Annotated in this window: 18 protein-coding genes; 10 read left to right on the top strand and 8 right to left on the bottom strand. The window is 57.5% G+C overall.

Annotated features, from left to right (window positions below; all coding sequences use genetic code 11):
• Nucleotides 1-77 precede the first annotated feature (77 nt).
• The gene (argJ, locus tag R84865_RS02830; RefSeq protein WP_435638783.1) at nucleotides 78-1286 is read left to right on the top strand and encodes a bifunctional glutamate N-acetyltransferase/amino-acid acetyltransferase ArgJ; all 1209 of its coding nucleotides are present in this window, start codon (nucleotides 78-80) and stop codon (nucleotides 1284-1286) included.
• A 156-nt stretch (nucleotides 1287-1442) separates the two neighbouring features.
• The gene (locus tag R84865_RS02825) at nucleotides 1443-2450 is read left to right on the top strand and encodes a Nudix family hydrolase (protein WP_435632212.1); all 1008 of its coding nucleotides are present in this window, start codon (nucleotides 1443-1445) and stop codon (nucleotides 2448-2450) included.
• Between the two features lie 138 nt (nucleotides 2451-2588).
• Here the strand turns inward: R84865_RS02825 and yacG are convergent, their stop codons facing one another.
• The 4 genes from yacG to R84865_RS02805 form a co-directional block, all read right to left on the bottom strand.
• Entirely contained in the window at nucleotides 2589-2816 is a 228-nt protein-coding gene (gene yacG / locus R84865_RS02820; RefSeq protein ID WP_435638782.1) for a DNA gyrase inhibitor YacG, read from the bottom strand.
• An 87-nt stretch (nucleotides 2817-2903) separates the two neighbouring features.
• Nucleotides 2904-3512, bottom strand: a complete 609-nt coding sequence (coaE, locus tag R84865_RS02815) for a dephospho-CoA kinase (RefSeq protein WP_435638781.1) — start codon at nucleotides 3510-3512, stop codon at nucleotides 2904-2906.
• Nucleotides 3513-3538: 26 nt separating this feature from the next.
• A complete protein-coding gene (locus tag R84865_RS02810; protein ID WP_435638780.1) occupies nucleotides 3539-4732 on the bottom strand; it encodes a type II secretion system F family protein in 1194 nt (397 codons plus the stop codon).
• Nucleotides 4722-6176: a GspE/PulE family protein gene (locus tag R84865_RS02805; protein WP_435638779.1), complete on the bottom strand. Its 1455-nt coding sequence runs from the start codon at nucleotides 6174-6176 to the stop codon at nucleotides 4722-4724. Before R84865_RS02805 ends, R84865_RS02810 begins: the two co-directional genes overlap by 11 nt.
• A 139-nt stretch (nucleotides 6177-6315) precedes the next feature.
• Between R84865_RS02805 and R84865_RS02800 the strand changes: the two genes are divergently transcribed.
• Nucleotides 6316-6816 (top strand): pilin, encoded by a 501-nt coding sequence (locus R84865_RS02800; protein ID WP_435638778.1) that lies wholly within the window; start codon nucleotides 6316-6318, stop codon nucleotides 6814-6816.
• Between the two features lie 18 nt (nucleotides 6817-6834).
• Here the strand turns inward: R84865_RS02800 and R84865_RS02795 are convergent, their stop codons facing one another.
• Both R84865_RS02795 and R84865_RS02790 read right to left on the bottom strand, forming a co-directional pair.
• The gene (locus R84865_RS02795; RefSeq protein WP_435632206.1) at nucleotides 6835-7110 is read right to left on the bottom strand and encodes a hypothetical protein; all 276 of its coding nucleotides are present in this window, start codon (nucleotides 7108-7110) and stop codon (nucleotides 6835-6837) included.
• A gap of 60 nt (nucleotides 7111-7170) precedes the next feature.
• Nucleotides 7171-8346 (bottom strand): cation diffusion facilitator family transporter, encoded by a 1176-nt coding sequence (locus tag R84865_RS02790; protein ID WP_435638777.1) that lies wholly within the window; start codon nucleotides 8344-8346, stop codon nucleotides 7171-7173.
• 375 nt (nucleotides 8347-8721) lie between these two features.
• Here R84865_RS02790 and R84865_RS02785 point away from each other — a divergent pair, with 375 nt between their 5' ends.
• Complete coding sequence (locus tag R84865_RS02785) at nucleotides 8722-10221, top strand: TrkH family potassium uptake protein (protein ID WP_435632310.1); 1500 nt, start codon at nucleotides 8722-8724, stop codon at nucleotides 10219-10221.
• Between the two features lie 97 nt (nucleotides 10222-10318).
• On the opposite strand, the gene R84865_RS02780 is transcribed toward R84865_RS02785, so the two are convergent.
• Together R84865_RS02780 and R84865_RS02775 are read right to left on the bottom strand one after the other, a co-directional pair.
• Nucleotides 10319-11500, bottom strand: coding sequence for a 1-acyl-sn-glycerol-3-phosphate acyltransferase (locus R84865_RS02780; RefSeq protein WP_435638776.1), 1182 nt, complete (start codon nucleotides 11498-11500; stop codon nucleotides 10319-10321).
• A 51-nt stretch (nucleotides 11501-11551) separates the two neighbouring features.
• Nucleotides 11552-12490, bottom strand: coding sequence for a recombination-associated protein RdgC (locus R84865_RS02775; RefSeq protein ID WP_435632203.1), 939 nt, complete (start codon nucleotides 12488-12490; stop codon nucleotides 11552-11554).
• Between the two features lie 343 nt (nucleotides 12491-12833).
• Between R84865_RS02775 and gyrA the strand changes: the two genes are divergently transcribed.
• From gyrA to rpsA, 6 genes are all read left to right on the top strand, one after another.
• Nucleotides 12834-15578, top strand: a complete 2745-nt coding sequence (gyrA, locus tag R84865_RS02770; protein ID WP_435638775.1) for a DNA gyrase subunit A — start codon at nucleotides 12834-12836, stop codon at nucleotides 15576-15578.
• A 15-nt stretch (nucleotides 15579-15593) separates the two neighbouring features.
• Nucleotides 15594-16679: a 3-phosphoserine/phosphohydroxythreonine transaminase gene (gene serC, locus R84865_RS02765; protein WP_435638774.1), complete on the top strand. Its 1086-nt coding sequence runs from the start codon at nucleotides 15594-15596 to the stop codon at nucleotides 16677-16679.
• An 8-nt stretch (nucleotides 16680-16687) separates the two neighbouring features.
• Nucleotides 16688-17836, top strand: coding sequence for a prephenate dehydratase (gene pheA / locus R84865_RS02760; protein ID WP_435632200.1), 1149 nt, complete (start codon nucleotides 16688-16690; stop codon nucleotides 17834-17836).
• A gap of 1 nt (nucleotide 17837) precedes the next feature.
• Entirely contained in the window at nucleotides 17838-20072 is a 2235-nt protein-coding gene (locus tag R84865_RS02755) for a bifunctional prephenate dehydrogenase/3-phosphoshikimate 1-carboxyvinyltransferase (RefSeq protein ID WP_435638773.1), read from the top strand.
• 5 nt (nucleotides 20073-20077) lie between these two features.
• Complete coding sequence (cmk, locus tag R84865_RS02750; protein WP_435632198.1) at nucleotides 20078-20761, top strand: (d)CMP kinase; 684 nt, start codon at nucleotides 20078-20080, stop codon at nucleotides 20759-20761.
• A gap of 189 nt (nucleotides 20762-20950) precedes the next feature.
• A complete protein-coding gene (rpsA, locus tag R84865_RS02745) occupies nucleotides 20951-22627 on the top strand; it encodes a 30S ribosomal protein S1 (RefSeq protein WP_435638772.1) in 1677 nt (558 codons plus the stop codon).
• Nucleotides 22628-22938 lie beyond the last annotated feature (311 nt).

Below are 22938 nucleotides of genomic sequence, written 5' to 3'. Positions count from 1 at the left end.
AGCCAAGCGGCGTGTTCAGATGACAGATGGCCAGCAGCAATGCTGTTAGCCCCAGGTTAAGGAGCAGAAAGCCCACTATGGCGACGGGAGCCTCCAGTTTTCCTGCATTACCCGCGCTTGCAGGTGTCAGTATTGGCATTGCCAGCGCCGGTATCAAAACGCCAGGCCGCAATGATCTGGTGCTGTTCGAGTTTGTCGAAGGCACCACCATGGCAGGCGTTTTCACCAAAAATGCGTTTTGCGCAGCGCCCGTTAGCGTTGCCAAGCAGCACCTTGCCACTACCCAGCCGCGCTACTGGTTGATCAACACCGGCAACGCCAATGCCGGTACTGGCGACGCTGGTTTGCAGGCCGCACGTGACTGTGTTGCCGCAGTGGCAGACCATGCACAGCTCGATAGCAGCAGCGTATTGCCGTTTTCCACCGGCGTGATTGGCGAGCCACTGCCCGTAGACAAAATCACAGCCGCGATCCCTCAGGTATTCGAGCAACTGGGGGCCGATCAGTGGCAGCAGGCGGGGTGGGGCATTCTGACCACCGACACGCGCCCCAAGGGCGCTACCCGCTCGATCGATATAGCCGGCCAGCGCGTGACCATCAACGGTATCAGCAAAGGCTCCGGCATGATCTGCCCCAACATGGCCACCATGCTGGCGTTTGTTGCTACCGATGCAGCGATCGAGCAGAACACGCTGCAGCGCCTGCTGGCCGATACCACTGAACGTTCGTTCAATCGTATTACCGTTGATTCTGACACCTCTACCAACGACGCCTGCATGCTGGCGGCTACCGGCACCAGCAGTGCGATTACTACGCCTGAAGACGAGCGCCTATTCAGCGATGCCTTGCAAGAGGTGATGCTTGAGCTGGCGCAGGCGATTATTCGCGATGGTGAGGGAGCCACCAAATTCATCACTGTTGACGTGCGCGAGGCGGCGAATACCGCTGAGGCGCTCAAGGTTGCCTACAGCATTGCCCATTCTCCACTGGTCAAAACTGCGCTCTACGCCAGTGACGCCAATTGGGGCCGGCTGCTGATGGCCGTTGGCAAGGCCGATATCGACGATCTCGACGTCAATCAGGTAAGTATTGCGCTGAACGGCGTAACCATCGCGCGTAACGGCGCGCGTGCCGAGGAATATAGTGAAGAAGCTGGCAGTGCTGCGGTTGCCAGCGAAGATATCGAGATCGTGGTGCAACTGGCGCGTGGCACTGAGCGTGAACGCGTGTGGACCTCCGATCTTTCGCATGAGTATGTAAGCATTAACGCCGATTACCGCAGCTAAGGGTATCGGCATAAGCAGTTGCAGCGGCGTAGCAGCGCCGCTGCGTACAGAGCGTTATCGATAATAGGCAGTTACTGTGAAAGGCATGATGGACAGCGCGGGCATCCCATCTTCGCGCATGGCAATGATTATTCGGTCCCGGGGGACCTCTGATCAATGAAACGCGGGCACTCTACTTCTGAACAATTCGCGGTGCCCAAGCGGCGCCTGCACGTCGTTGCAGCAGTTATCTATAACGGTGATGACTGCATCTTTCTGTCGCGTCGGCCGTCTTACGTTGATCAGGGCGGCATGTGGGAGTTTCCGGGCGGTAAGCTGCACGCCAATGAAACCAGCCTGGAAGCGCTCAAACGCGAACTTCAGGAAGAACTCGGTATTCAGGTGCACCGTGCTCGCCCGCTTATCAAGGTTAATCACGAGTACAGTGATAAACGCATTCTGCTCGACGTATGGGAAGTGCGTGACTTCAGCGGCGAGCCCTATGGTGCGGAAGGCCAGGTGGTGCGCTGGGTGCCCCATGCCGATGTCGCGCGCTATCACTTTCCTTCTGCCAACGACGCGGTGGTCAAGGCGGTGATGATGCCTCATGCATTAATGGTTACCGAGGATGAGGCAGACGACGCGCGCTTTAGCGAACGCTTCAAGGCGTCGCTGGCTGAGCACTCCCCTGAATTGGTGCGGCTGCGTGCCAGTAGCCTTAGCGCCGATGCGTACCAGGCGCGGGTGGTGGTGGCCGCCGAACTGGCTGCTAAAGCGGGGGCGAAGCTGGTGATCGGGCACCATTCATGTGATATCGAAGCGCTGGCAGCGTTGGTCGAGCAGCACAATCTGGCCGGCGTACAGCTCACCGAGACGCAATTGCTCGATTGCTCTCAGCGCGTTCTGCCTGCTCATCGCTGGCAGGGGGCTTCGGCGCACAGCAGCGAAGCGCTTGAGCATGCGCAGTCGATCGACTGTGACTTCGCGGTGTTAGGCACCGTGCTGCCCAGCACTAGCCATCCTGATGCCGATGCCATGTACTGGAATGGGCTACAGAGCCGTCTGGATAATATTAACATTCCGGTATTTGCCATTGGTGGCATGGCGTTAAGCGATATTGATCGCGCGCGCGCTATTGGCGCACAAGGGGTTGCGGCTATTTCAGCCTTCTTGCCAACGCAGTAACACAAAAGCGGCCTGCTTAAGCAGGCCGCTTTTATTAATTCGGCAATGCTGCCGAGCGCCTTCACCGGTGCGTTCGCCAGCGCTGGATTACACCAGCACCATCGCTAACAGCGACATTCCTTCCAGCGCATCGCGCTATTACTGCTGCTGATCACCGCGCTCCATGCGCGCGATCAGTGCGTCGATATCCGTCTCGTCCATCGCTGGCTCCCCTGGAATACGATGTCCTTCGCTGGCCCACTCGCCCAAATCGATCAGCCGGCAGCGCTTTGAGCAAAAGGGCCTGAACGGGCTGTTTTGGTTCCATTTCACTTGAGTGCCGCACTGTGGGCACTTGACCTGTAACGGTGCCTTGCTGGCAGCCATTAGCCTCTCCTACTGATGAAAACGGGGTGTTTCGGCGTTAACGCCTAATTTGGCGATATGATATCAGGCTCGGCGGAGCGGCTAAAATCACCGCTGCTCTTCGTGCGCAAGTGCGCAATAGGCGTGGTGGAGATCGGTAACCTGCTGCAGCAAATGCTGTTGGTCGGCGCTGTTATCGATGATGTCGTCGGCTCGGGCGAGGCGTTCTGACCGCGGCATTTGCGCCGCAACAATGGCTTCTGCCTGGTGCTTGCTGCCGCCATCACGGGCAGTCACCCGCGCCAGTTGGGTCTCCTCGTCGACATCGACCACCAGAATACGATCTACGTGAGCCGCGTAATGCTCGGATTCAAGCAGTAGCGGCACCATCATCAATCGGTAGGGGCCGCCGAGCGTGTCGAGCTGAGCAAAGATGCGCTCACGAATGACGGGGTGCATGTGCGCCTCTAGCCATTGGCGCTGTTCGGGCGATGCAAAGATCAGGTGGCGCAGCTCACGCCGATTCAGGCTGCCGTCGCTTTCCAGCACTGCGTCACCAAAATGCTCGGCGATTTTCGCCAGCAGAGGCTGGCCCGGCATCACTACATCACGCGCGACCTGATCAGCATCGACGCAACCAATGCCATAGCGGCTGAAATAATGGGCGACCAAACTCTTTCCTGAGGCAATGCCGCCCGTTAGGCCAATCGTTAGCATGTTGTTTCCCTGATGGCGTGATGCGGCTAGAGGCGCTGGCCCAAATCGAAAACGGGCAGATAAAGCGCCACTACAATAGCGCCTAGCCCCAGCGTCAAGGCTAACATCATGAGTGGTTCGATGAGTAGCTCAACTCTTCCCAGGCGCCGCTCAAGCTGGCGCTGTTCAAGCAAGGCAGCATGTTCGAAGGCGGCAGCCAATCGACCGCAGCGCGTGCCGTTGGCAATAATGCTCAAGGTATGAGCCGAGAAGCCAGCGCTTTGGCGAATACTTTCTGCGATGCTGAAGCCACGCGTCAGCTGCTTCAGTATCTCTCCCACCGCAATGCCGTGGTAATTATCGCCAAGGCGCGACAGCGTAATATCAAGGCCGATATTGCTGCGCTGTCCTAGCGCCAGACTGTCGAGTAGCTCTATCCGCGCGGCCGAGCGCACCATGCTGCCGATAAAGGGCAAGCGATGCAGCCACTGCCCGCGTGTGCGCCAGGCTAGCGCGCAGGGCACCAGCGCGGCACACAGTGACACCAGCAGCACTAGCGTGTGATCGCATAACAGCGTTGACAGTGAAAACAGCATGCTGGTGGCAAGCGGCAGCGCTTCTCCCTCCTTGCCGTATAAGTCACGGAATACCGGCACGATGTAGCTCATCATGGCGATCATCATCACTATGCTGACCGCAGCAATAAGTGCGGGATAGCGCATGGGGGCAATCAAACGCTGTTGCAGCGCTAAACGTTTCTCGAGCTGAAGGGCCAAATTGGCCAGCGTATGGGTTAGGCCGCCGCTTTGTTCCGCCAGCGATATAAGCGGCACGGCCAATACCAGTACTTTCGCGATGCCGGTGTGTTCCAGCGCCGCAGAAAGTGGCATACCAGAGCTCACACGCTCGCTCAGGTCATCCCAGAACAGAAATTCCTGATCGTTAACAGCCGCCTGAGCCTGCTGGTGCAAGGCCTCCGCCAGACCAATGCCGGCTGCCAGTAATTGACTTAATGTTGTCAGCCGAAGTGCCCAGCAGCTCGCATTGTTGCGGACGTGGCGCTGTCGGTACGAGCGCTTGATTCGCGTCATCCACTCATACTGTTGCGCTAAACGCTGTATTGCTTGCTGGCGTGAAGGGGCGGCGATGCGGCCACTTGCCAGGCTGCCATCCTTCGACATCGCTTGCCAATGCCACACCTTGTTGGCGCGCGCATGCGGTACCGATCGGTCAGATAACATGGCTGAGCGCCTGAAAGTCGATGAGTCCCAGTGCGGCTTTTTCAAGCCCCGCGCGGTACAGCGGTGCCATGTCGCTATGGGTAACGGTGAAGGGCGGCGACGCGCACTCGAAGATGCCAAGCCTTCCTTGAACGCCGTCGAGGCAGCGCTGGCATCCGCGCGCAACGGCTGGCGTGAGCGTCTTCACGGACTGCTGCAATTGCTGGGCAAGGTGGGTAGCAACCAGTTCATCGGCGGGGCATCGGCAGTGTTGGCAAAGTAACGGCACCAAGCGCTGCGAAATTATTAGCTTCACGCATTCCTGAAGATCATCTTCTGCCACACCCAATTGGCGCATTCGCGACCAGCAGGCGCCGGCGTTGGTGGCATGCACGGTGGCGAGCACTAGATGGCCGGTCTGAGCAGCTTTGAGCGTAATCGCTGCGCTTTCGGCGTCGCGAATTTCTCCGATCATCATCACGTCGGGATCCTGACGTAGAAAAGCACGTAGCACGGTTGCGAAGTCGAGGCCGATACGCGGTTCCACCTGGACCTGCTGCACGCCGGCCAGACGATGTTCGACAGGATGCTCCGCGCTGACGACATGGCGGCGCTGGCGATCAATGTGCATCAGTGCGCTGTAGAGCGTAATGGTTTTGCCGCTGCCGGTGGGGCCGCACACCAGAATGAGTCCGCGGCTGGACGCCAGCGCGTTGGTCAGTAGCTGCAATTGCGCTGATGACATGCCAAGTTCGCTAATGCTGAGCTGCCGCGAGGGCGAGTTGATCAAGCGCAGCGTAACTTTTTCGCCGTCAACGGTGGGTAGCGTGGCAAGCCGGAAGGAGGTCTGCTCGCCATCGTCGAGGGTGATTTCAAGCGCGCCATCCTGCGGCAGGCGCTGCTCGCCAACGTCAAGCCCGGCCAACAGCTTCAGCCTTAGCACGCAGCGCTGGCCTTGCGTCACAGGTAGTTGAGTCAGCAGTTGCAGTACGCCATCGATGCGTATCCTGACCTGGTACCCGCTAGGGGTGGGCTCCAGATGAAGGTCCGACCCATGGCGGTAGCAACAGCTTGCTGCTAGCTCCTTCAGTACGCTATCGACAGAAGGGCTGCCTTCAGCGATAGGAATATCGCACGCGGCCAGCGCTGCATAAGAGGCGACCCAGGGGGCGAGCAGTTCCTGCGGCACGCTGGTGGCGTCGATATCACAACCACACGCAATGCTGAGCTGCTGGGGCAGTGCCGCTGACGCCCCCTCTGGAATAGCCACGCTTAGCCTGTTGTTGCTCAGTTCCAGCGGCAGAACGTTGAGTCGCACGAGCAGCGTAGCGGGCACGCCGTGAAGAGGTAGCGAGGCAAGCTCGATATGCGGCAGCCCGGGTAGTCTGGGAGGGCCGCTGATGCGCGCGGTGACGGTGCCACCTGTGGTGCGCTCGGCCGATGCGGATACCAACGCCAGCTTCATGGAGAGTCTCGTGCGAATACCGGAGTGAAAACGTTAGGTTCATCTTCGCTATCGGCCGCCGGGGCAATTTTTTAAGGCTAAAGGAAAGCGCTGTATCTGCCGATTAGGCGGTGTCCACTTCACACAAGGAATATTTAGTATGGGCATCGCAATGCAAATGGCAGGGCTGGCGAAGGGGGGTGGCAGGTTAAGCAGTTGGCGCCGTGATGATCGCGGTGATGAGGCAGGCTTTACGCTGCTGGAAATGATGGCCGTAATCGCCATTATCGGTGTGCTTGCCGCGGTAGCGATACCGCGCTACCAGCGCTACGTGGCGCAGTCGCAAGTGGCATCGGCACACATGGTGTTGAGAGGCCAACAGATCAACGTTGAGGATATACTGCTGCGCGGCGCAACTCCGTCGATGGCCGCGTTGGGCGTAGAAGGTACTGCAGTGGCTGATGCCTATGGCGAGTGGCAGGTCGATGCAGCGGGTACGTTGCGCTATACCTTTGGCAAGGGCGCCTCCCGCTATATCGGAGAGGGCGCTTGGCTTGCGCTCATGCCCGGCAACGAGCCCGATCAGCAGTGGCAGTGCACAGCTTCTGCGGTAGTAACCGATGACCTGTTGCCGGTTGGCTGTCGCTCGGTGTCAGGCTGACAGCATTGAGGCAGGGCCTTAGTAGAGGCCCTGTTCTTCTTCGACCACTTCTTTCAGCAATTCCAGGAATAGCACATCGCCCGCTGACTGCTGCTGGCGTTGCGTGGGAATATTGATACTGGTGCGCGCGCTGATCGCTTCTGCGATACGTTCGGCAGCATCCTTCTCGCCGTTGTGCTCGCGCGCGATGGCAATCGATGTATCCAGAATGGAGGAATCGTAAAGCAGCTTCTTGATGAACGAGCGCAGTTCGTTAATGGTACGGGATTGCTGAAGTGTGGAAGTGGTATTCATGTCACGACATCCTGGCAAAGTATGATTGGCCTAGCTTACAGGATCAGCAGCCGGCGTACTCTACTGCGTTTGGCTGCTGGCATGCCATAAACGTATATCTCCCAGCCAAGGAGGGTTGTTGGCCAACGTTCGCAGGGTGGCGGGCGGCACTTCCGGGGTCTGGGGCGGCAGATAGATATCCAGATCGATACAGCGCGCTGATTTATCGCGCAAACGGCGATACTGCAGCCCGAGATGAATATGTTCTTGCCAGCAAGGTAATCCTTCCCAGCAGCGATTGAGCAGTTCGGTAATCTCATTGCGCAGCGGCATCAGCTGCGTGGTAACGCCCCATTCTTCTTCGGCGTCGTTTTCATAATCGATATGGAAGGTAATATCGCGCAGGCTGTCGCGCTGCTGGCGCAGGCGCGAGGTAAACGCCATGCCGATTTCATGGGCTTCCGTGACCGAAATATTCGACTCCACCTGCAAGTGCACATCCAGCGAGATATCGCCACCAATGCGGCGAGCGCGCAGATCGTGCAGATCCTTCAGGTCAGGGATGTCGTTGGCACAGCCGCGCAGTTCGGCCAGCTGCTCCTCGGGTAAACCGGTGTCGATCAGTTCACGGCCCGCTTGCCACAGGGTGTCGAAGCCAATCTTGGCCACCAGTAGGGCGACCAGCAGCGCTGCCAGGGAATCGAGCCAAAACCAGCCAAACCAGGTGCCTATCAGGCCCACCAATACGATCAGTGACGACAGCGAATCAGAGCGCGAATGCCAAGCGCTGGCTTCGAGTAACGGCGATTGCTGGCGTTTGGCGATGCGCATGGTCCAGTGGAACAGCGCTTCCTTGGCAAGCAGCGCAATGAGTGTCGCTGCTACTGCCCAGAGACTGGCGAAATGAACGCTTTCCCCCATCCACAGCCGCTGCGCGCTCTCCCAAATCATCGCTCCCGCCACCACGCACAGCACGACGCCGAGCCACAAACTTGCCATGGTTTCGATGCGCCCGTGACCATAGGGGTGATCATCATCCGGCGCCCGCCGCCCGAAGTGAGTCGCGCCCATCACAATGATGTCGGTCAATAGGTCGGCGAGGGAGTGAATGCCATCGGCGATCAGCGCATTCGAAAAGGTGAGCGAGCCCACGACCAGCTTCATCACCGCGAGCAATGCATCGGTAACGACGGTGGCCAGGTTAACGCGCTGGGCTTCCTGCTGCTGGGAGTCGTGTGCTGGGCTGGAGTATGGCATGGTGGCGTACAGGTCGGTGAACAAGGCGCAAGTGTCGGTTAGTATGGGGGCAAGCGCAACCGCTTCAGCAGAAGATGCCCAAGCGCACTACAACCATAATAGTAGCAATGCTGGAACGCATGTCGTGCTTATAACCTAGGCACCAAGAGCCATTTCCTCCATCGTTAGAGAGCGGCGTTTCAGTATCGCGACTGCGCCGCTGGGCGCTCATCCGGTTCCATTATTCAGTATTCGAAAAGGTTTGCGTGGCGCTGTACACTGGCGCGGTTTTCTAATGCCAGATTGGCCCGTTGGCGGTTAGGTGGCCGTTATATATTGGCATTGTCGCTATTCCACAGCGGTACGTTATTTAGAGTGAGGAAGTAAACTCCCGTGATGTCGCCCTCGTCGTGGTTGCGCTCATTGCCTAACCCTATTACTCATCAGGCGGGCCTGGCGCCGGTACTGCGCATTATCGCGGTACTGCTGCTGGTGCTGGCAGTGATGATGTCTGTGCCATTGGTACTGCTGATATCCGAGCACGATGCCGATCTGCGCGCTTTCGCCAGTTCGGTATTGATTACCCTGGCAGTATCTGGACTGCTGTTGGTGATTACCCGTAACTCCAATATGCATCTGCGGCCGCGTCAGATGTTTATTCTGACGGTGATGGCGTGGCTGGTATTCTCCGCCTTCGCGAGTTTGCCGCTGATATTAGGATCGGCGCGACTGTCGGTCGCCGATGCGGTGTTTGAGGCGGTATCGGGGGTTACCAGTACCGGTGCCACGGTAATGGTGAATCTGGATAATCTCTCCGACGGTATCAAGCTGTGGCGGGGCCTGCTGCAGTGGGTGGGGGGCGTCGGGATTATCGTGATGGCGATCGCCATTTTGCCGTTCCTTAAGGTGGGCGGCATGCGACTTTTCAACACTGAGTCTTCGGGTTGGCAGGATAAGATCGTGCCCAGAGCAGGCGGTGCCGCCAAGTCGATTGGGCTGGTGTATCTGATCCAAACCACGCTGGCGATCGCAACCTATTGGCTGCTCGGCATGACGCCTTTCGACGCGGTGGTGCACGCAATGACCTCGGTCTCCACGGGTGGCTTCGCTAACTACGATGCGTCGTTCGGCGAGTACGCCAATAACAAGGCGCTGCTGTGGGCCTGTGTGGTCTTTATGGTCAGCGGTGCCTTGCCGTTCGTGCTGTATCTGCGCATGGTCACGCAGCGCTCGTTTGCGATATGGCGTGATCAGCAGGTTCGTGGTTTCTTTGTGCTGGTGCTGGTTGTCATTGCGCTGATGCTCACCGAGCGAATGTACGTTGGCTCGGCATCGTTTTTCGATAATCTCACCGACGTTACCTTCAACGTTGTTTCAGTCATTACCACCACAGGCTTTGCTACCTCGGACTATAACGACTGGGGGCCGTTCGCGGTCTGCCTGTTTTTCTATCTGCTGTTCATTGGCGGCTGTTCGGGCTCTACTACTGGCGGCATGAAGGTATTCCGCTTTCAGGTGGGCGTTATCATGCTGATCAATCAGCTGCGCCACCTGGTGCATCCGGCCGGCGTATTTGCCCAACGCTACAACGGCCGGCCGCTCGGCGACGATATCATTCGCTCGGTGGTCGCCTTCTCATCGCTGTTTTTCTTTACGGTAGCGGCGCTCTCGGTGGCGCTGTCGGCGCTGGGGCTTGATATGCAAACTGCCTTGAGTGCTTCGGTTACCATGCTGGGCAACGTGGGGCCAGGGCTTGGTAGCATGATTGGTCCTGCGGGCAACTACCACAGCATGCCCGAAACCGCTAAATGGCTGCTGTCGTTTGCGATGCTGCTGGGCCGTCTGGAAATTCTGACGGTCCTGGTGTTGCTGACACCCGCTTTCTGGCGCAGCTGATGGCGGGTTAGCCCAAGGCGAGTTAGCGGTATGCCACCAATGCAAAAGGCGCTCTTTCAAAGAGCGCCTTTTTTGCATTAAGAGGGCGGGGGCGTGCCTAGCCGACTTCTAGCAGTTCAGGTGCCTTGCAGTTGATTACCGGATTAGCGTATTGGTGCAGCCACCAGTTTTTCAGATGCTCGGGCACTTCTGCGTAGCGCGCGTTAAAGCGTTGCCGGTGCTTCTCGGTTATCCCGCTCATATCGAGTAGCTGCGGGTGTATGCCGAGCATTTCGAGCGCCAGATAATGAGAGGGAAACAGCTGATAGCCACTCAGTACCTGACGGTCGATTTCCTTTACCAATTCATCGGTGGAATCAAAGCTATGCTGGTCGAGCGCGGTGCCGAAACGCACTTTGACGCGTCCTTTTTGCCCGGTAATACCCGCCGCGATAGAGCGCATGTCTTCGAAGGCCTGCTTGCGATACTCACGGCCTTCAGCGGCAGCTTCCAGCTCGCGCGCCTTATTGATATCGCATGGATCGTACTCGTAGCTGATCGATACCGGGACGATATTCAGCTCAGCAAAAATCTCGGCCATGGGCTTATCACGCTGGCGTGAGCGCTCGGCCATGCTAAGCATCTTGATAATGCCGGGATCAGTGCGGTCAATACCGTTTTTGGCGCGCCCCTGACGCTGCGCGAGCCAAATTGAGTGGTTGTCGTGCTGAATGGAGTATTGGATGTATTCCGACAGCAGTTGGAAGGCTTTCAGCATTTCGCGCTTGCCCGCCGAAGAACGCGGCACCACGAAGCTTTTATTCAATCGCATGAGTGCCGATACGAACGGCTTCTCAAGCAGATTATCGCCAATCGCAATGCGCACTGTATCTCGCCCCTTGAAGTGCAAAGCGAGGTTAACAAACGCAGGGTCGAGCGAAATATCGCGATGGTTGCTGATAAAAAGGCGCGGCTTGCTGGGATCGAGCTCATCAAGACCTTCGATAATCAGCTCATCGACGGTGCGATCAATCATCTGGCGCATGTAGTCAGCAATATGCACCTGAAAATCGCCAATGGTATTCACGCCGCGCATCTTGCGGCGCAGGCTAACGCCAACAAGCGCGCGCGCTAGCCAAGGGGCCCAGGCATCGAGGCGCGGCAGCTGGTAGCGGGCTATCGCCGCCTGGAATTCATCGTCGTGCGAGAGCCGCTTGAGAACTCCGGGAACCTCGCTGTCCTTGTAAGGACGTAGCGCGTCGAAACGGTTCTCTGCGTGCTCGGAAATATCAGACTTCATTTAGCGTTGTCACGTTGCGTTTTAGTCATTGCGAATAGCGGCCCAACGGGGTTAGGACGCTTCATGATCCCACGGCGCGGCAGCGACATCGTTCTCGCCTCCCAGCCATACCAGTAGAGCATCGGTTAACTTGCCCAACGCGTTGCTCATCAGCGCGAATTCAGTTTCCAGCCTGACAATCGAGTCGCCATCGCCTGCATCCGAATCAGCTTCGTCGAGCAGGTGGTCGTCGAATTTCAGGCTCTTAAGGACAACGTCATCTTGCAGCACGAAGCTTAGTTCGCCCTCTACCTGCAGCGCCAATCGGCTTACCTGACGCCCCGATGCCAGCGCTGTCTGGATCTCGTCGCTTTCAAGATCAATGGCGCGAGCCCTGAGCACGCCGTCATCTTCACCACGCAGTTCGACGTTATCGCCAATGGTCAGGCCATCCGGGCGGGTCGAGGGATCGCTTAGCCACTGCGTTAAGGTGCGACCCACCGGTACCTTGGTAGCTACCGGCGTTACCTTCAGTGAGCCAAGCGCCTGACGCAGCAAGTCGAGCACTTCATCGCCGCGCTTGCGACTGGCGCACGCGATACCCATCAACGAGCGCTGAGTATCCCACCATAAATCAGTATGAGTGTTGCGAGTGAAGGCGCGCGGCAGCAGTTCTTCGACCACCTTTTCCTTGATCGCCTGCTTTTCGCGACGGGGAGGCGCAAAACCGTTGGCGGTTTCGAACTCGGCGCAGCGTTCCTCTACTTCCTCATTAACGACAGCGGTAGGGAGAACCCGCTCCTGACGGCGCAGCCGCAGCAATCGCTGACCGGCGATCTCATGCACCAGTCGGGTACTGTTACGCCCTCCGGGAGCGCTGAAGCCGGTACGTTTGGCTTCGTGTTTACTGACTGGCTGGAACAGTTGCGCGCTTAATGCCTGCTCGAGCGCCGCTTCGTCTAGGTTGGGCTGATCGTGCACTCGATAAAGGTGTAAATGTTTAAACCACATGGTGCTTCCTTGGTTGCAATCGCGCCATTATGGCGAAAGCGCCCACCGCATGCTAGCAAGACGAACCGACAGGTCGCCTGAATGACGCATTTCAAGGCGTCAGCAATCTGCCTTGATAACACGTTTGCCGATCCTGTTGGGCGTTATGCTGGCGCTCGCGGCCGTGGCTGCCGTTGATCGACATTTTATCGCATCGAGAAGCGAGCGCTGGGCGCTCTGTGTGGTACACTCGTTGGTCATTATATTGGAGGGTAGTGGCGTTAGCGCTCGATGCCTTTGAACGCTGCCATGCTGTCGTCCGCCCTCGTATCGCTTTTAAGGTCAAATCGGGATTAATAGCTCCATGGGTGACATCGCCAGAGAGATTCTGCCAGTCAACATCGAGGATGAGCTCAAGCAGTCTTACCTCGACTACGCGATGAGCGTCATTATCGGCCGCGCGCTCCCTGATGTACGTGACGGTCTGAAACCAGTACACCGCCGCGTGTTGTACGCCCAGAATGAGCTCAACAACGCCTGGAACCGCGCCTACCTGAAGTCGGCACGTGTAGTGGGCGACGTTATCGGTAAGTATCACCCGCATGGTGATAGCGCCGTCTACGACACCATCGTGCGTTTGGCGCAGAATTTCTCGATGCGTTATCCGCTCATCGATGGGCAGGGCAACTTCGGCTCGATTGATGGCGATAGCGCAGCAGCCATGCGTTACACCGAGGTGCGCATGGCGCGCCTGGCGCACGAGCTGTTGGCCGATCTCGACAAGGATACCGTCGATTGGGTCGATAACTACGACGGCACCCAGCGCATTCCCGACGTGCTGCCTACCAAGGTGCCCAACCTGCTGGTGAACGGCTCTTCCGGTATTGCGGTCGGCATGGCGACCAATATTCCGCCTCACAACATGAATGAGGTGCTCGACGCCTGTCTGGCGCTCTCCAACGATCGTAATCTGACCATCGACGATCTGATGGAGTATATTCCCGGTCCCGATTTTCCCACCGCCGGTATCATCAACGGCAAGCAGGGTATTCTCGACGCCTATCGCACCGGCCGCGGACGTATCTACATTCGCGCACGTCATACCGTTGAGCACGACGATAAAACCGGCCGCGACCATATCATCATCACCGAGCTTCCCTATCAGGTGAACAAGGCGCGCCTGATCGAGAAGATTGCCGATCTGGTCAAGGAGAAGCGCGTCGAAGGCATCGCTGAGCTGCGCGACGAGTCCGACAAGGACGGCCTGCGTGTGGTAATTGAAACCAAACGCGGTGAGTCTGGCGATGTCGTCGTTAACAATCTGTTCGCCCAGACCCAGCTTGAAAACGTATTCGGTATCAACATCGTGGCGCTCGAAAATGGCCAGCCGCGCACCCTGAACCTGAAAGAGGTGCTCGAAGCCTTCCTGCGTCACCGTCGCGAAGTGGTTACTCGCCGTACGCTTTACGAGCTCAACCGCGCCAAGGAGCGTGGCCATGTGCTCGAAGGGCTAACGGTTGCCATCTCCAATATTGATGAAGTCATCGAGCTGATCCGTGCTTCCAAAAGTGCACAGGAAGCGCGCGAGCGCTTGATCGAGCGCAGCTGGCAGCCCGGCCAGGTGCTCGACATGCTTGATCGCGCGGGTGCCTACAGCTGCCAGCCGGAAGATATTGGCGACGGTTTCGGCCTTGCCGACGATCGCAGCGAATATCGCCTGACGGAAGGGCAGGCTCAGGCCATTCTTGATTTGCGTCTGCATCGCTTGACCGGACTGGAAACCGAAAAGCTGATTGCCGACTACAACGAGATTCTTGAGAAGATTGCCGAGCTGTCAGCCATTCTGGCGTCGCCCGAACGTCTGATGGAAGTTATTCGCGAAGAGCTTGAGCAGATTCGCGAGCAGTACAGCGATGAGCGCCGTACCGAGATTCAGGTCAGCCGACGCGATCTTTCCATCGAAGATTTGATTGCCGAAGAAGAGATGGTGGTCACCATTTCGCGCTCTGGCTACGCCAAGACTCAGCCGCTGTCTGATTATCAGGCGCAGAAGCGCGGCGGCCGCGGCAAATCGGCCACCTCAATGAAAGACGAAGACGTTATCGAACATCTGCTGGTGGCCTCGACCCATGACACTGTGCTGCTGTTCTCCGACCGCGGCAAGGTGTACTGGCTGAAAGTGTATGAAGTGCCGGTTGCCAGCCGTAACGCTCGCGGTCGTCCGCTGGTTAACCTGATTAATCTCGACGAGGGCGAGTGGATTACCGCCATCCTGCCGGTAAGAGAGTATCGCGAGGACAGCTTCATCTTCTTCGCAACCGCGCACGGCACGGTGAAACGTACCACTCTCGACCAGTTCTCGCGTCCGCGTTCGGCGGGTTTGATCGCACTTGATCTGGAAGAAGGCGATCAGTTGGTGGGCGCTGCTATCACTCATGGTAGCGACCATGCGCTACTGTTCTCATCAAACGGTAAGGCCATCCGTTTCGATGAAAACGATGTTCGCTCAATGGGGCGTACCGCGCGCGGCGTGCGCGGCATGCGTCTGCTGGGCGATGCCAAGGTCATCAGCCTGATTATTCCGCGTACTACCGATATTGATGCTGCCGCCGATGCTGACGGAGCAGCCGACAGCGAGAACGATGTCGATAGCAGTGTGGTGGCTGAAACCACCGAGAGCGGTCAGGTCTTCATTCTGACGGGCTCGGAAAACGGCTACGGCAAGCGTACTCGCCTCGAAGAGTTCCCGCTGCGCGGTCGCGGCGGTCAGGGCGTTATCGCCATGCAAACGACTGACCGTAACGGTGCGCTGGTGGCCGCTATTCAAGTGGCGGAAGAAGACGAAATGATGCTGATTACCGATCGCGGTACGCTGGTGCGCACCCGTGTTAGCGAAGTGTCGCGCAGTTCGCGTAATACTCAGGGCGTGCGGCTGATCAAGACAGCAGAAAATGAGCATCTGGTGGCAACGGTACGCCTCGATGAAGAATCCATCGACGATGCCGAGCTGTCTGAAGAGGAAGCGCTTGCTGCTGACGCAGAGCAGCCAGCAGACGATGCACAGGAAAATGGCGGCGACGCATCCGACGATGCGCCCCAGGACGATTAATCGGCACTAGCTATCATGACTCGATACTTTAACTTCTGCTCAGGCCCCGCAACGCTGCCGCTTGCGGTGCTTGAGCGCGCGCGCGACGAACTGATTGATTACCGCGGCAAAGGGCTGTCGGTAATGGAGATGAGCCATCGCGGTAAGGATTTCGTAGAAATTGCCGAGCGCGCCGAGCGCAATTTCCGCGAGTTGATGAATATCCCCGACAACTATCGGGTGCTGTTCATGCAAGGGGGCGCCACCGCGCAGTTCTCTTGCGTACCGCTCAACCTGCTGGGCAGTGGCGGCACCGGTTATTATCTCGATAGCGGTAATTGGGCGTCGAAGGCGTATGAAGAAGGCGCGCGTCTGGGCGACGTACGCATTGCGGCTTCTACCAAACAAGACGGCTATCGCCGCGTGCCTGCCAATAGTGAAATCGAGCTCGGTGACGATGCGGCCTACCTGCATTTTACCGGTAACGAAACCATCGGCGGCATTGCCTACCACGAGCTTCCCCAGGTAGATGACAGCGTACCGCTGGTGTGCGATCTGTCTTCGTCGATCCTTGGTCACAGCGTCGATGTGTCGCGCTTCGGCATCATTTACGCTGGCGCGCAGAAAAACATCGGCCCAGCGGGATTGACGCTAGTGATCATTCGGGAAGATCTGCTTGATCGTGCGATGCCGAACGTGCCCGTGATGTGCGACTACAGCGTTACCGCCAAGCATAAATCGATGCTGAACACGCCGCCGACCTATGCCTGGTATCTGTGCGGATTGGTGTTCGAGTGGCTGAAGGAGCAGGGCGGTGTTGCCGCTATCGAGAAGATCAACCAGCGCAAGGCCGCCAAGCTTTACGCTGCCATCGATGCCAGCGATTTCTACAGCAATACGATGGATGTTGGCAGTCGCTCGATCATGAACATACCGTTCCGCCTGCACGATGACTCACTCGACAAGAAGTTTCTCGCAGAGTCAGAGCAGGCTGGGCTGCTGACCTTGAACGGTCACCGCAGCGTAGGCGGCATGCGCGCCAGCATCTACAACGCAATGCCGGAAGAAGGGGTCGATACGCTGATCGCCTTCATGCAGGAATTCGCGCGTAAAAACGGGTAACCAGCACTATGAGTGGATCTGATAACAACGGTGCCGATCAGGGGGCTTCTTCCTCACTGGCACAGGGCATTGAGCAACTCACCAACCTTGATGATCTGCGTCAGCGCATTGATGCGATTGATGGACAGCTGCTATCGCTGATCAGCGCGCGGGCACGCTGCGCGCAGCAAGTTGCAGCGGTTAAACTCAGTGAAGATCCCAACGCGGTGTTCTATCGCCCTGAACGCGAAGCTCAAGTGCTGCGACGTATCATGGAGCTCAACCCAGGCCCGCTGCCTGATGAGCAGATGGCTCATCTCTTCCGCGAATTTATGTCCGCGTGTCTGGCGCTGGAGCGTCCCATCAAGGTGGCCTATCTGGGGCCGGAAGGCACTTTCACTCAGCAGGCAGCGCTGAAGCATTTCGGCAACTTCGCCGATGCTCAGCCGCTTCCTTCAATTGACGACGTGTTCCGCGAAGTAGAGGCGGGCGCTGCCAGCTATGGTGTCGTGCCGGTCGAGAACTCCACCGAAGGCGTGGTCAACCACACCCTCGATTCGTTTATCAATTCCAACATTAAAATCTGCGGCGAAGTGGTGCTGCGCATTCATCACAACCTGATGGTGGGTGAGAACACTCGGCGCGATAAGATCTCCCGTATTTACTCGCATCCGCAGTCGCTGGCCCAGTGCCGGCAGTGGCTGGATGCGCGCTATCCCCACGCCGAGCGCGTGGCGGTTTCCTCTAATGCAGAGGCCGCGCGGATGGTCAAAGGCGAATGGCACAGCGCGGCCATTGCGGGCGATATGGCGGCGCTCCACTATGGCTTGACCATCATCGATGAAAAGATCGAAGACCGTCCCGATAACTCCACTCGCTTCCTGATGATTGCCAGCAGCGACGTGCCGCCTAGCGGCAACGATAAAACATCGCTGGTGGTATCGATGCGCAACCAGCCCGGTGCTCTGCACGATTTGGTACGCCCGCTGCACGAACATAGCGTCGACATGACCCGCGTTGAGACGCGGCCTTCCCGCAGCGGTATTTGGAACTACGTTTTCTTCATCGATATCAAGGGCCATCGTGCGGAACCGAATATCGCCGCAGCGCTCAAGGAAATGGCCGAATGCGCCGCTGAATTGAAAGTGCTGGGTTCTTATCCGGTTGGCGTGCTGTGACATGAGTGTGGCCAGTTTCGATACCCAGACGATTGGTATCGTTGGGTTGGGGATGATAGGCGGCTCGATTGCTGCTGGCCTGAAGCAGCGTAACGCGACGCAGCGCATTATTGCCGCTGATACGGATAGCAGTGAGCTGCGTCAGGGCGTTGCGTTGGGTTTTATCGATCAGGCAGTTGATATTGAAACACTCGCCGCCAGCGCCGACGTGATTGTGGTCGCGGTGCCGGTGCTGGCGTGCCAATCGGTGTTCAGCGCCATGCGGCCCGCACTTGAGGGTCGCGCTACCCCTGCTGTTGTGACTGACGTAGCGAGCGTGAAGAGTGAAGTTCGCGATGCTGCCATCGCCGTGTTCGGCGCTATGCCAGAGTGGCTGGTGCTTGGTCACCCAATTGCCGGAGCCGAGCGTAGCGGAGTCGCCGCTGCTAACGCCGAGCTGTATCGTCACCGCAAGGTTATCCTCACCCCTGATACCAATGCCTCTACCGCCGCCGTTGCAACGGTGCGTGCGCTGTGGAGCAGACTGGGTGCTAACCTGCTTGAGCTGACTATCGAACGCCACGATGCGGTTTTAGCGCGTACCAGCCATCTGCCGCACCTGCTGGCCTTCTCGCTGGTCGACACGCTGGCGGAGCAAGACGAACGGCTCGAAATTTTCCGCTACGCTGCCGGTGGCTTCCGCGACTTTACCCGCATAGCGGCGTCCGATCCGGTGATGTGGCGCGATATTTTCATCAGTAATCGCGATGCAGTACTCGATGCGCTAAGCGATTATGAGTCCGGCATTCGACAACTGCGCAGCGCCATTGAGCGCAGCGATGGCGACGAGATGCTCGGCACCTTCACGCGCGCGCGCCATGCTCGCCAGTTTTTCCAATCTCTTTTGAATCGATCCAGTTTCCAAGCGAGCTATCAAGACATGGAATCCAACAACCTGATTTACCGTACGTCGCCTGGTGGCAAAGTGAATGGCACCATCAGAGTGCCCGGAGACAAATCCATTTCGCACCGCTCCATCATGCTGGGCGCGCTGGCGGAAGGCGTTACTGAGGTAAAAGGCTTTCTGGAAGGCGAGGACAGCCTGGCCACACTGCAGGCGTTTCGCGATATGGGCGTCGCTATCGAAGGACCGGTGAATGGCAAAGTTACCATTTATGGCGTGGGTCTGAACGGCTTGAGAAAGCCAGCAGCGCCTCTTTATCTCGGCAATTCGGGAACGGCGATGCGGCTATTCAGCGGACTGTTGGCAGGGCAAGCGTTTGATACCGAACTGACCGGCGATGCATCGCTAAGCAAGCGTCCGATGAATCGCGTTGCCGATCCGCTGCGCACCATGGGTGCGCATATCGAAACCGCAGAAGGCGGCCGTCCGCCGCTGCGCATTAGTGGCGGCCAACCCCTGCACGGCATCGACTATCAGCTGCCGATGGCGAGTGCGCAGGTGAAGTCGTGCCTGCTATTGGCGGGCATGTACGCTGAAGGCACTACTCAGGTAACAGAGCCAGCGCCCACCCGCGATCACACCGAGCGGATGCTGAACGGCTTTGGCTATCCCGTGCAGCGCAGCGGCGCGACCGCTAGCATCAAGGGCGGTGGTAAACTCACCAGCAGCAATATCGACGTGCCTTCCGACATCTCTTCCGCAGCGTTCTTTCTTGTTGCGGCCTCCATCACGCCCGACGCTGATCTGATCATCGAGCACGTTGGCATGAACCCCACGCGTGTTGGTGTGTTGAACATCCTGCGAGAGATGGGCGCCAATATCGAGGTGCTTAACGAGCGTGAAGTGGGTGGCGAGCCGGTCGCGGACCTGCATGTGCGTCATGCCCGGCTTAAGGGAATTGATATTCCTGATGATCAGGTGCCGCTGGCGATCGATGAATTCCCGGTGCTGTTCGTCGCGGCGGCTAACGCTGAAGGCACCACCCGCCTGCGCAACGCCGCCGAACTGCGCGTCAAAGAGTCTGACCGCATTCAGGCCATGGCCGATGGCTTGAGCGTGCTAGGTGTTGACAACACCGTCTATGATGATGGAATCGACATTGTGGGCGGTCGCTATCACGGCGGCGAAGTAGATAGCCTTGGCGATCATCGTATCGCGATGGCCTTCGCGGTAGCGGGTCTGTGTGCTGAAGGCGAGATCGTTATTAACGACTGCGCCAACGTAGCCACCTCGTTCCCCAACTTCCTGGCGCTGACCAGCACCATTGGCATGCACCTTTCCACCGAAGAGTAAACGCCATGACAGATGTTCCAGTGATTACCATCGATGGGCCAGGCGGGGCAGGTAAGGGCACTGTTTCTGCACTGTTGTGTGAGGCACTAGGGTGGCACTTGCTGGATTCCGGCGCGCTCTATCGCCTGACCGCACTGGCCGCACAGCGTCACCGTCTGGCTGCCGAAGATGAAGCGGGCGTCGCGGCGCTGGCAGCAGCGCTGCCGGTAGAGTTTGTGGCGGTAGAAGGGCAACTGACCATTGAGCTCGATCGCGACGACGTAACCCAGACCATCCGCCAAGAAGCGGTAGGAACGGCAGCATCCGTCGTGGCGGCGCTGCCGGAAGTGCGCAAGGCGCTGCTCAAGCGCCAGCGCGACTTCCTCAAAGCGCCTGGTCTGATTGCCGACGGGCGCGATATGGGCACAGTGGTATTCGATCAGGCACCGCTGAAAATTTTCCTTACTGCTTCTGCCGAGGAACGCGCCCGCCGACGCCACCTTCAGTTGCTCGAAAGCGGTATTTCTGCTAATATTAGCGACCTTTTGGAAGAAATTCAGGCTCGTGACGAGCGTGATAGCAACCGGTCGGTTTCGCCTCTGAAGCCCGCCGACGATGCCATCACTATCGATAGCACCGAGCTTGAGATCGACGCCGTTGTAGCGAAAATTCGCCAATTGGCAGTCGAGAGAGGGCTTAGCAAGGCCTAAGCGGCTGCGCTGTTGTCCTTAAGGTGCTCTGTTCCGATGTCAGGGCGTTGCCTGCCGACTATTTCAGCAAAGGCGCGTAACGTCGAACCAGCGTTAACATCCTCAGAGCGCATTACATTGGCCCATACTCGCTGGTGGTATGGAGATCGCGGCTATTCTGCCGTCTAACGAAGATTACGCAGGAATAACATGAGCGAAAGCTTTGCTGAGCTGTTTGAACAGTCTCTAAACGACATCAACATGGAACCGGGTGCGATTGTTACCGCAACAATCGTGGACATCGACGGCGACTGGATCACTGTTAACGCAGGTCTTAAGTCGGAAGGCCAGATCCCGGCCGCGCAGTTCAAGGACGAAAACGGTGAGCTGACCGTTAGCGTTGGCGATGAAGTCAGCGTTGCACTGGAAGCAGTAGAAGACGGCTTCGGTGAAACTCGTCTGTCACGTGAAAAAGCCAAACGTGCTGAAGCGTGGAAAGAACTCGAGAAAGCGTTCGAAGACGAAGAAATCGTCAAGGGCGTTATCAATGGCAAGGTCAAGGGTGGCTTCACTGTTGATGTCAACTCTATCCGTGCGTTCCTGCCTGGTTCTCTGGTAGACGTGCGTCCTGTCCGCGATACCACTCACCTCGAAAACAAAGAACTTGATTTCAAGGTGATCAAACTCGACGCCAAGCGCAACAACGTTGTGGTCTCTCGTCGTGCGGTACTCGAAGCAGAAAACAGCGCCGAGCGTGAAGCGCTCCTCGCTACTCTGCAGGAAGGTCAGCAGATCAAGGGTATCGTTAAAAACCTTACCGATTACGGTGCCTTCGTTGACCTCGGCGGCGTTGATGGCCTGCTGCACATCACCGACATGGCCTGGAAACGCATCAAGCATCCGTCTGAAATCGTCTCCGTTGGCGACGAAATCAACGTTAAAGTGCTCAAGTTCGACCGCGAACGCAACCGCGTATCGCTCGGCCTGAAACAGTTGGGCGAAGATCCTTGGGTCAACATCAAGGGTCGCTACCCGGAAGGCACTGTTGTCGCTGCCAAGGTGACCAACCTGACCGACTACGGCTGCTTCGCCGAGCTGGAAGAAGGTGTTGAAGGTCTGGTTCACGTATCCGAAATGGATTGGACCAACAAGAACATCCATCCTTCCAAGGTTGTGCAGGTGGGTGAAGACGTCAACGTAATGGTGCTCGACATCGACGAAGAACGTCGTCGTATCTCTCTCGGTATCAAGCAGACCACTGCTAATCCGTGGGAAGAGTTCAGCGCCAACTACAACAAGGGCGACCGCGTTTCTGGCACCATCAAGTCGATCACCGATTTCGGTATCTTCATTGGCCTGAACGGCGGCATCGACGGTTTGGTTCACCTCTCCGACATCTCCTGGTCCGAGCAGGGCGAAGAAGCCGTTCGTCACTACAAGAAAGGTGACGAAGCAGAAGCGGTTATCCTCTCTATCGATCCTGAGCGTGAGCGTATCTCCCTCGGTATCAAGCAGCTCGAGAGCGACCCGGTTTCCGAATTCCTCGCTGTTAACGACAAAGGCGCGCTGGTTTCCGGCACCGTCACTGAAGTTGATGCCAAGGAAGCCCTCGTTGAGCTCGCTACCGACGTTATCGCTGTGCTGAAAGCTTCCGAGATCGCTGAAGAGCGCATCGAAGACGCCCGCACCGCCATCAACGTAGGTGACAAGGTCGAAGGCCGTATCGTCAACGTCGATCGCAAAAACCGTCAGATCAACATCTCTGTACGTGCGAAAGACCAGGCCGATACTCGTCGCGAGCTGAACAAGCTGCGCACCGAAGAGCCCGAGTCCGAAGGCCCGACCACCATCGGTGACCTGATCAAACAAAAACTGAGCCAGGACTAATCCCTGCCAGTTGATGAATGATCACAGCTAAGGCTCAGCCACGCTGAGCCTTAAAGGAAACGCCCTGCCATCAAAAGATGGCAGGGCGTTTTGTTTATGGGGTGTTTTGAGTTTGACGAGTTACAGAAGCGAAGTAGCTTTATCTTGAAGAATATTTAAGGTTATTGACCATCACCTGATAGAACGTTTGCACGTCGTGGTGTTTTTATGTTGCTCAAGGAGTAACAGTGGCAGTCTCAGTCTTTAGCACAAAGGGTCTTTAAATAAAGGTTATAGTTGCATCTTTTAATCTATATTTAGATACAAGCTAT

Origin of the sequence: Carnimonas bestiolae (genome assembly GCF_051251145.1) — a bacterium.
In the GTDB taxonomy this organism is placed as follows: domain Bacteria; phylum Pseudomonadota; class Gammaproteobacteria; order Pseudomonadales; family Halomonadaceae; genus Carnimonas; species Carnimonas bestiolae.
The sequence above is the reverse complement of the archived record's forward strand: the minus strand, read 5'-3'. Positions and strand labels throughout refer to the sequence as shown.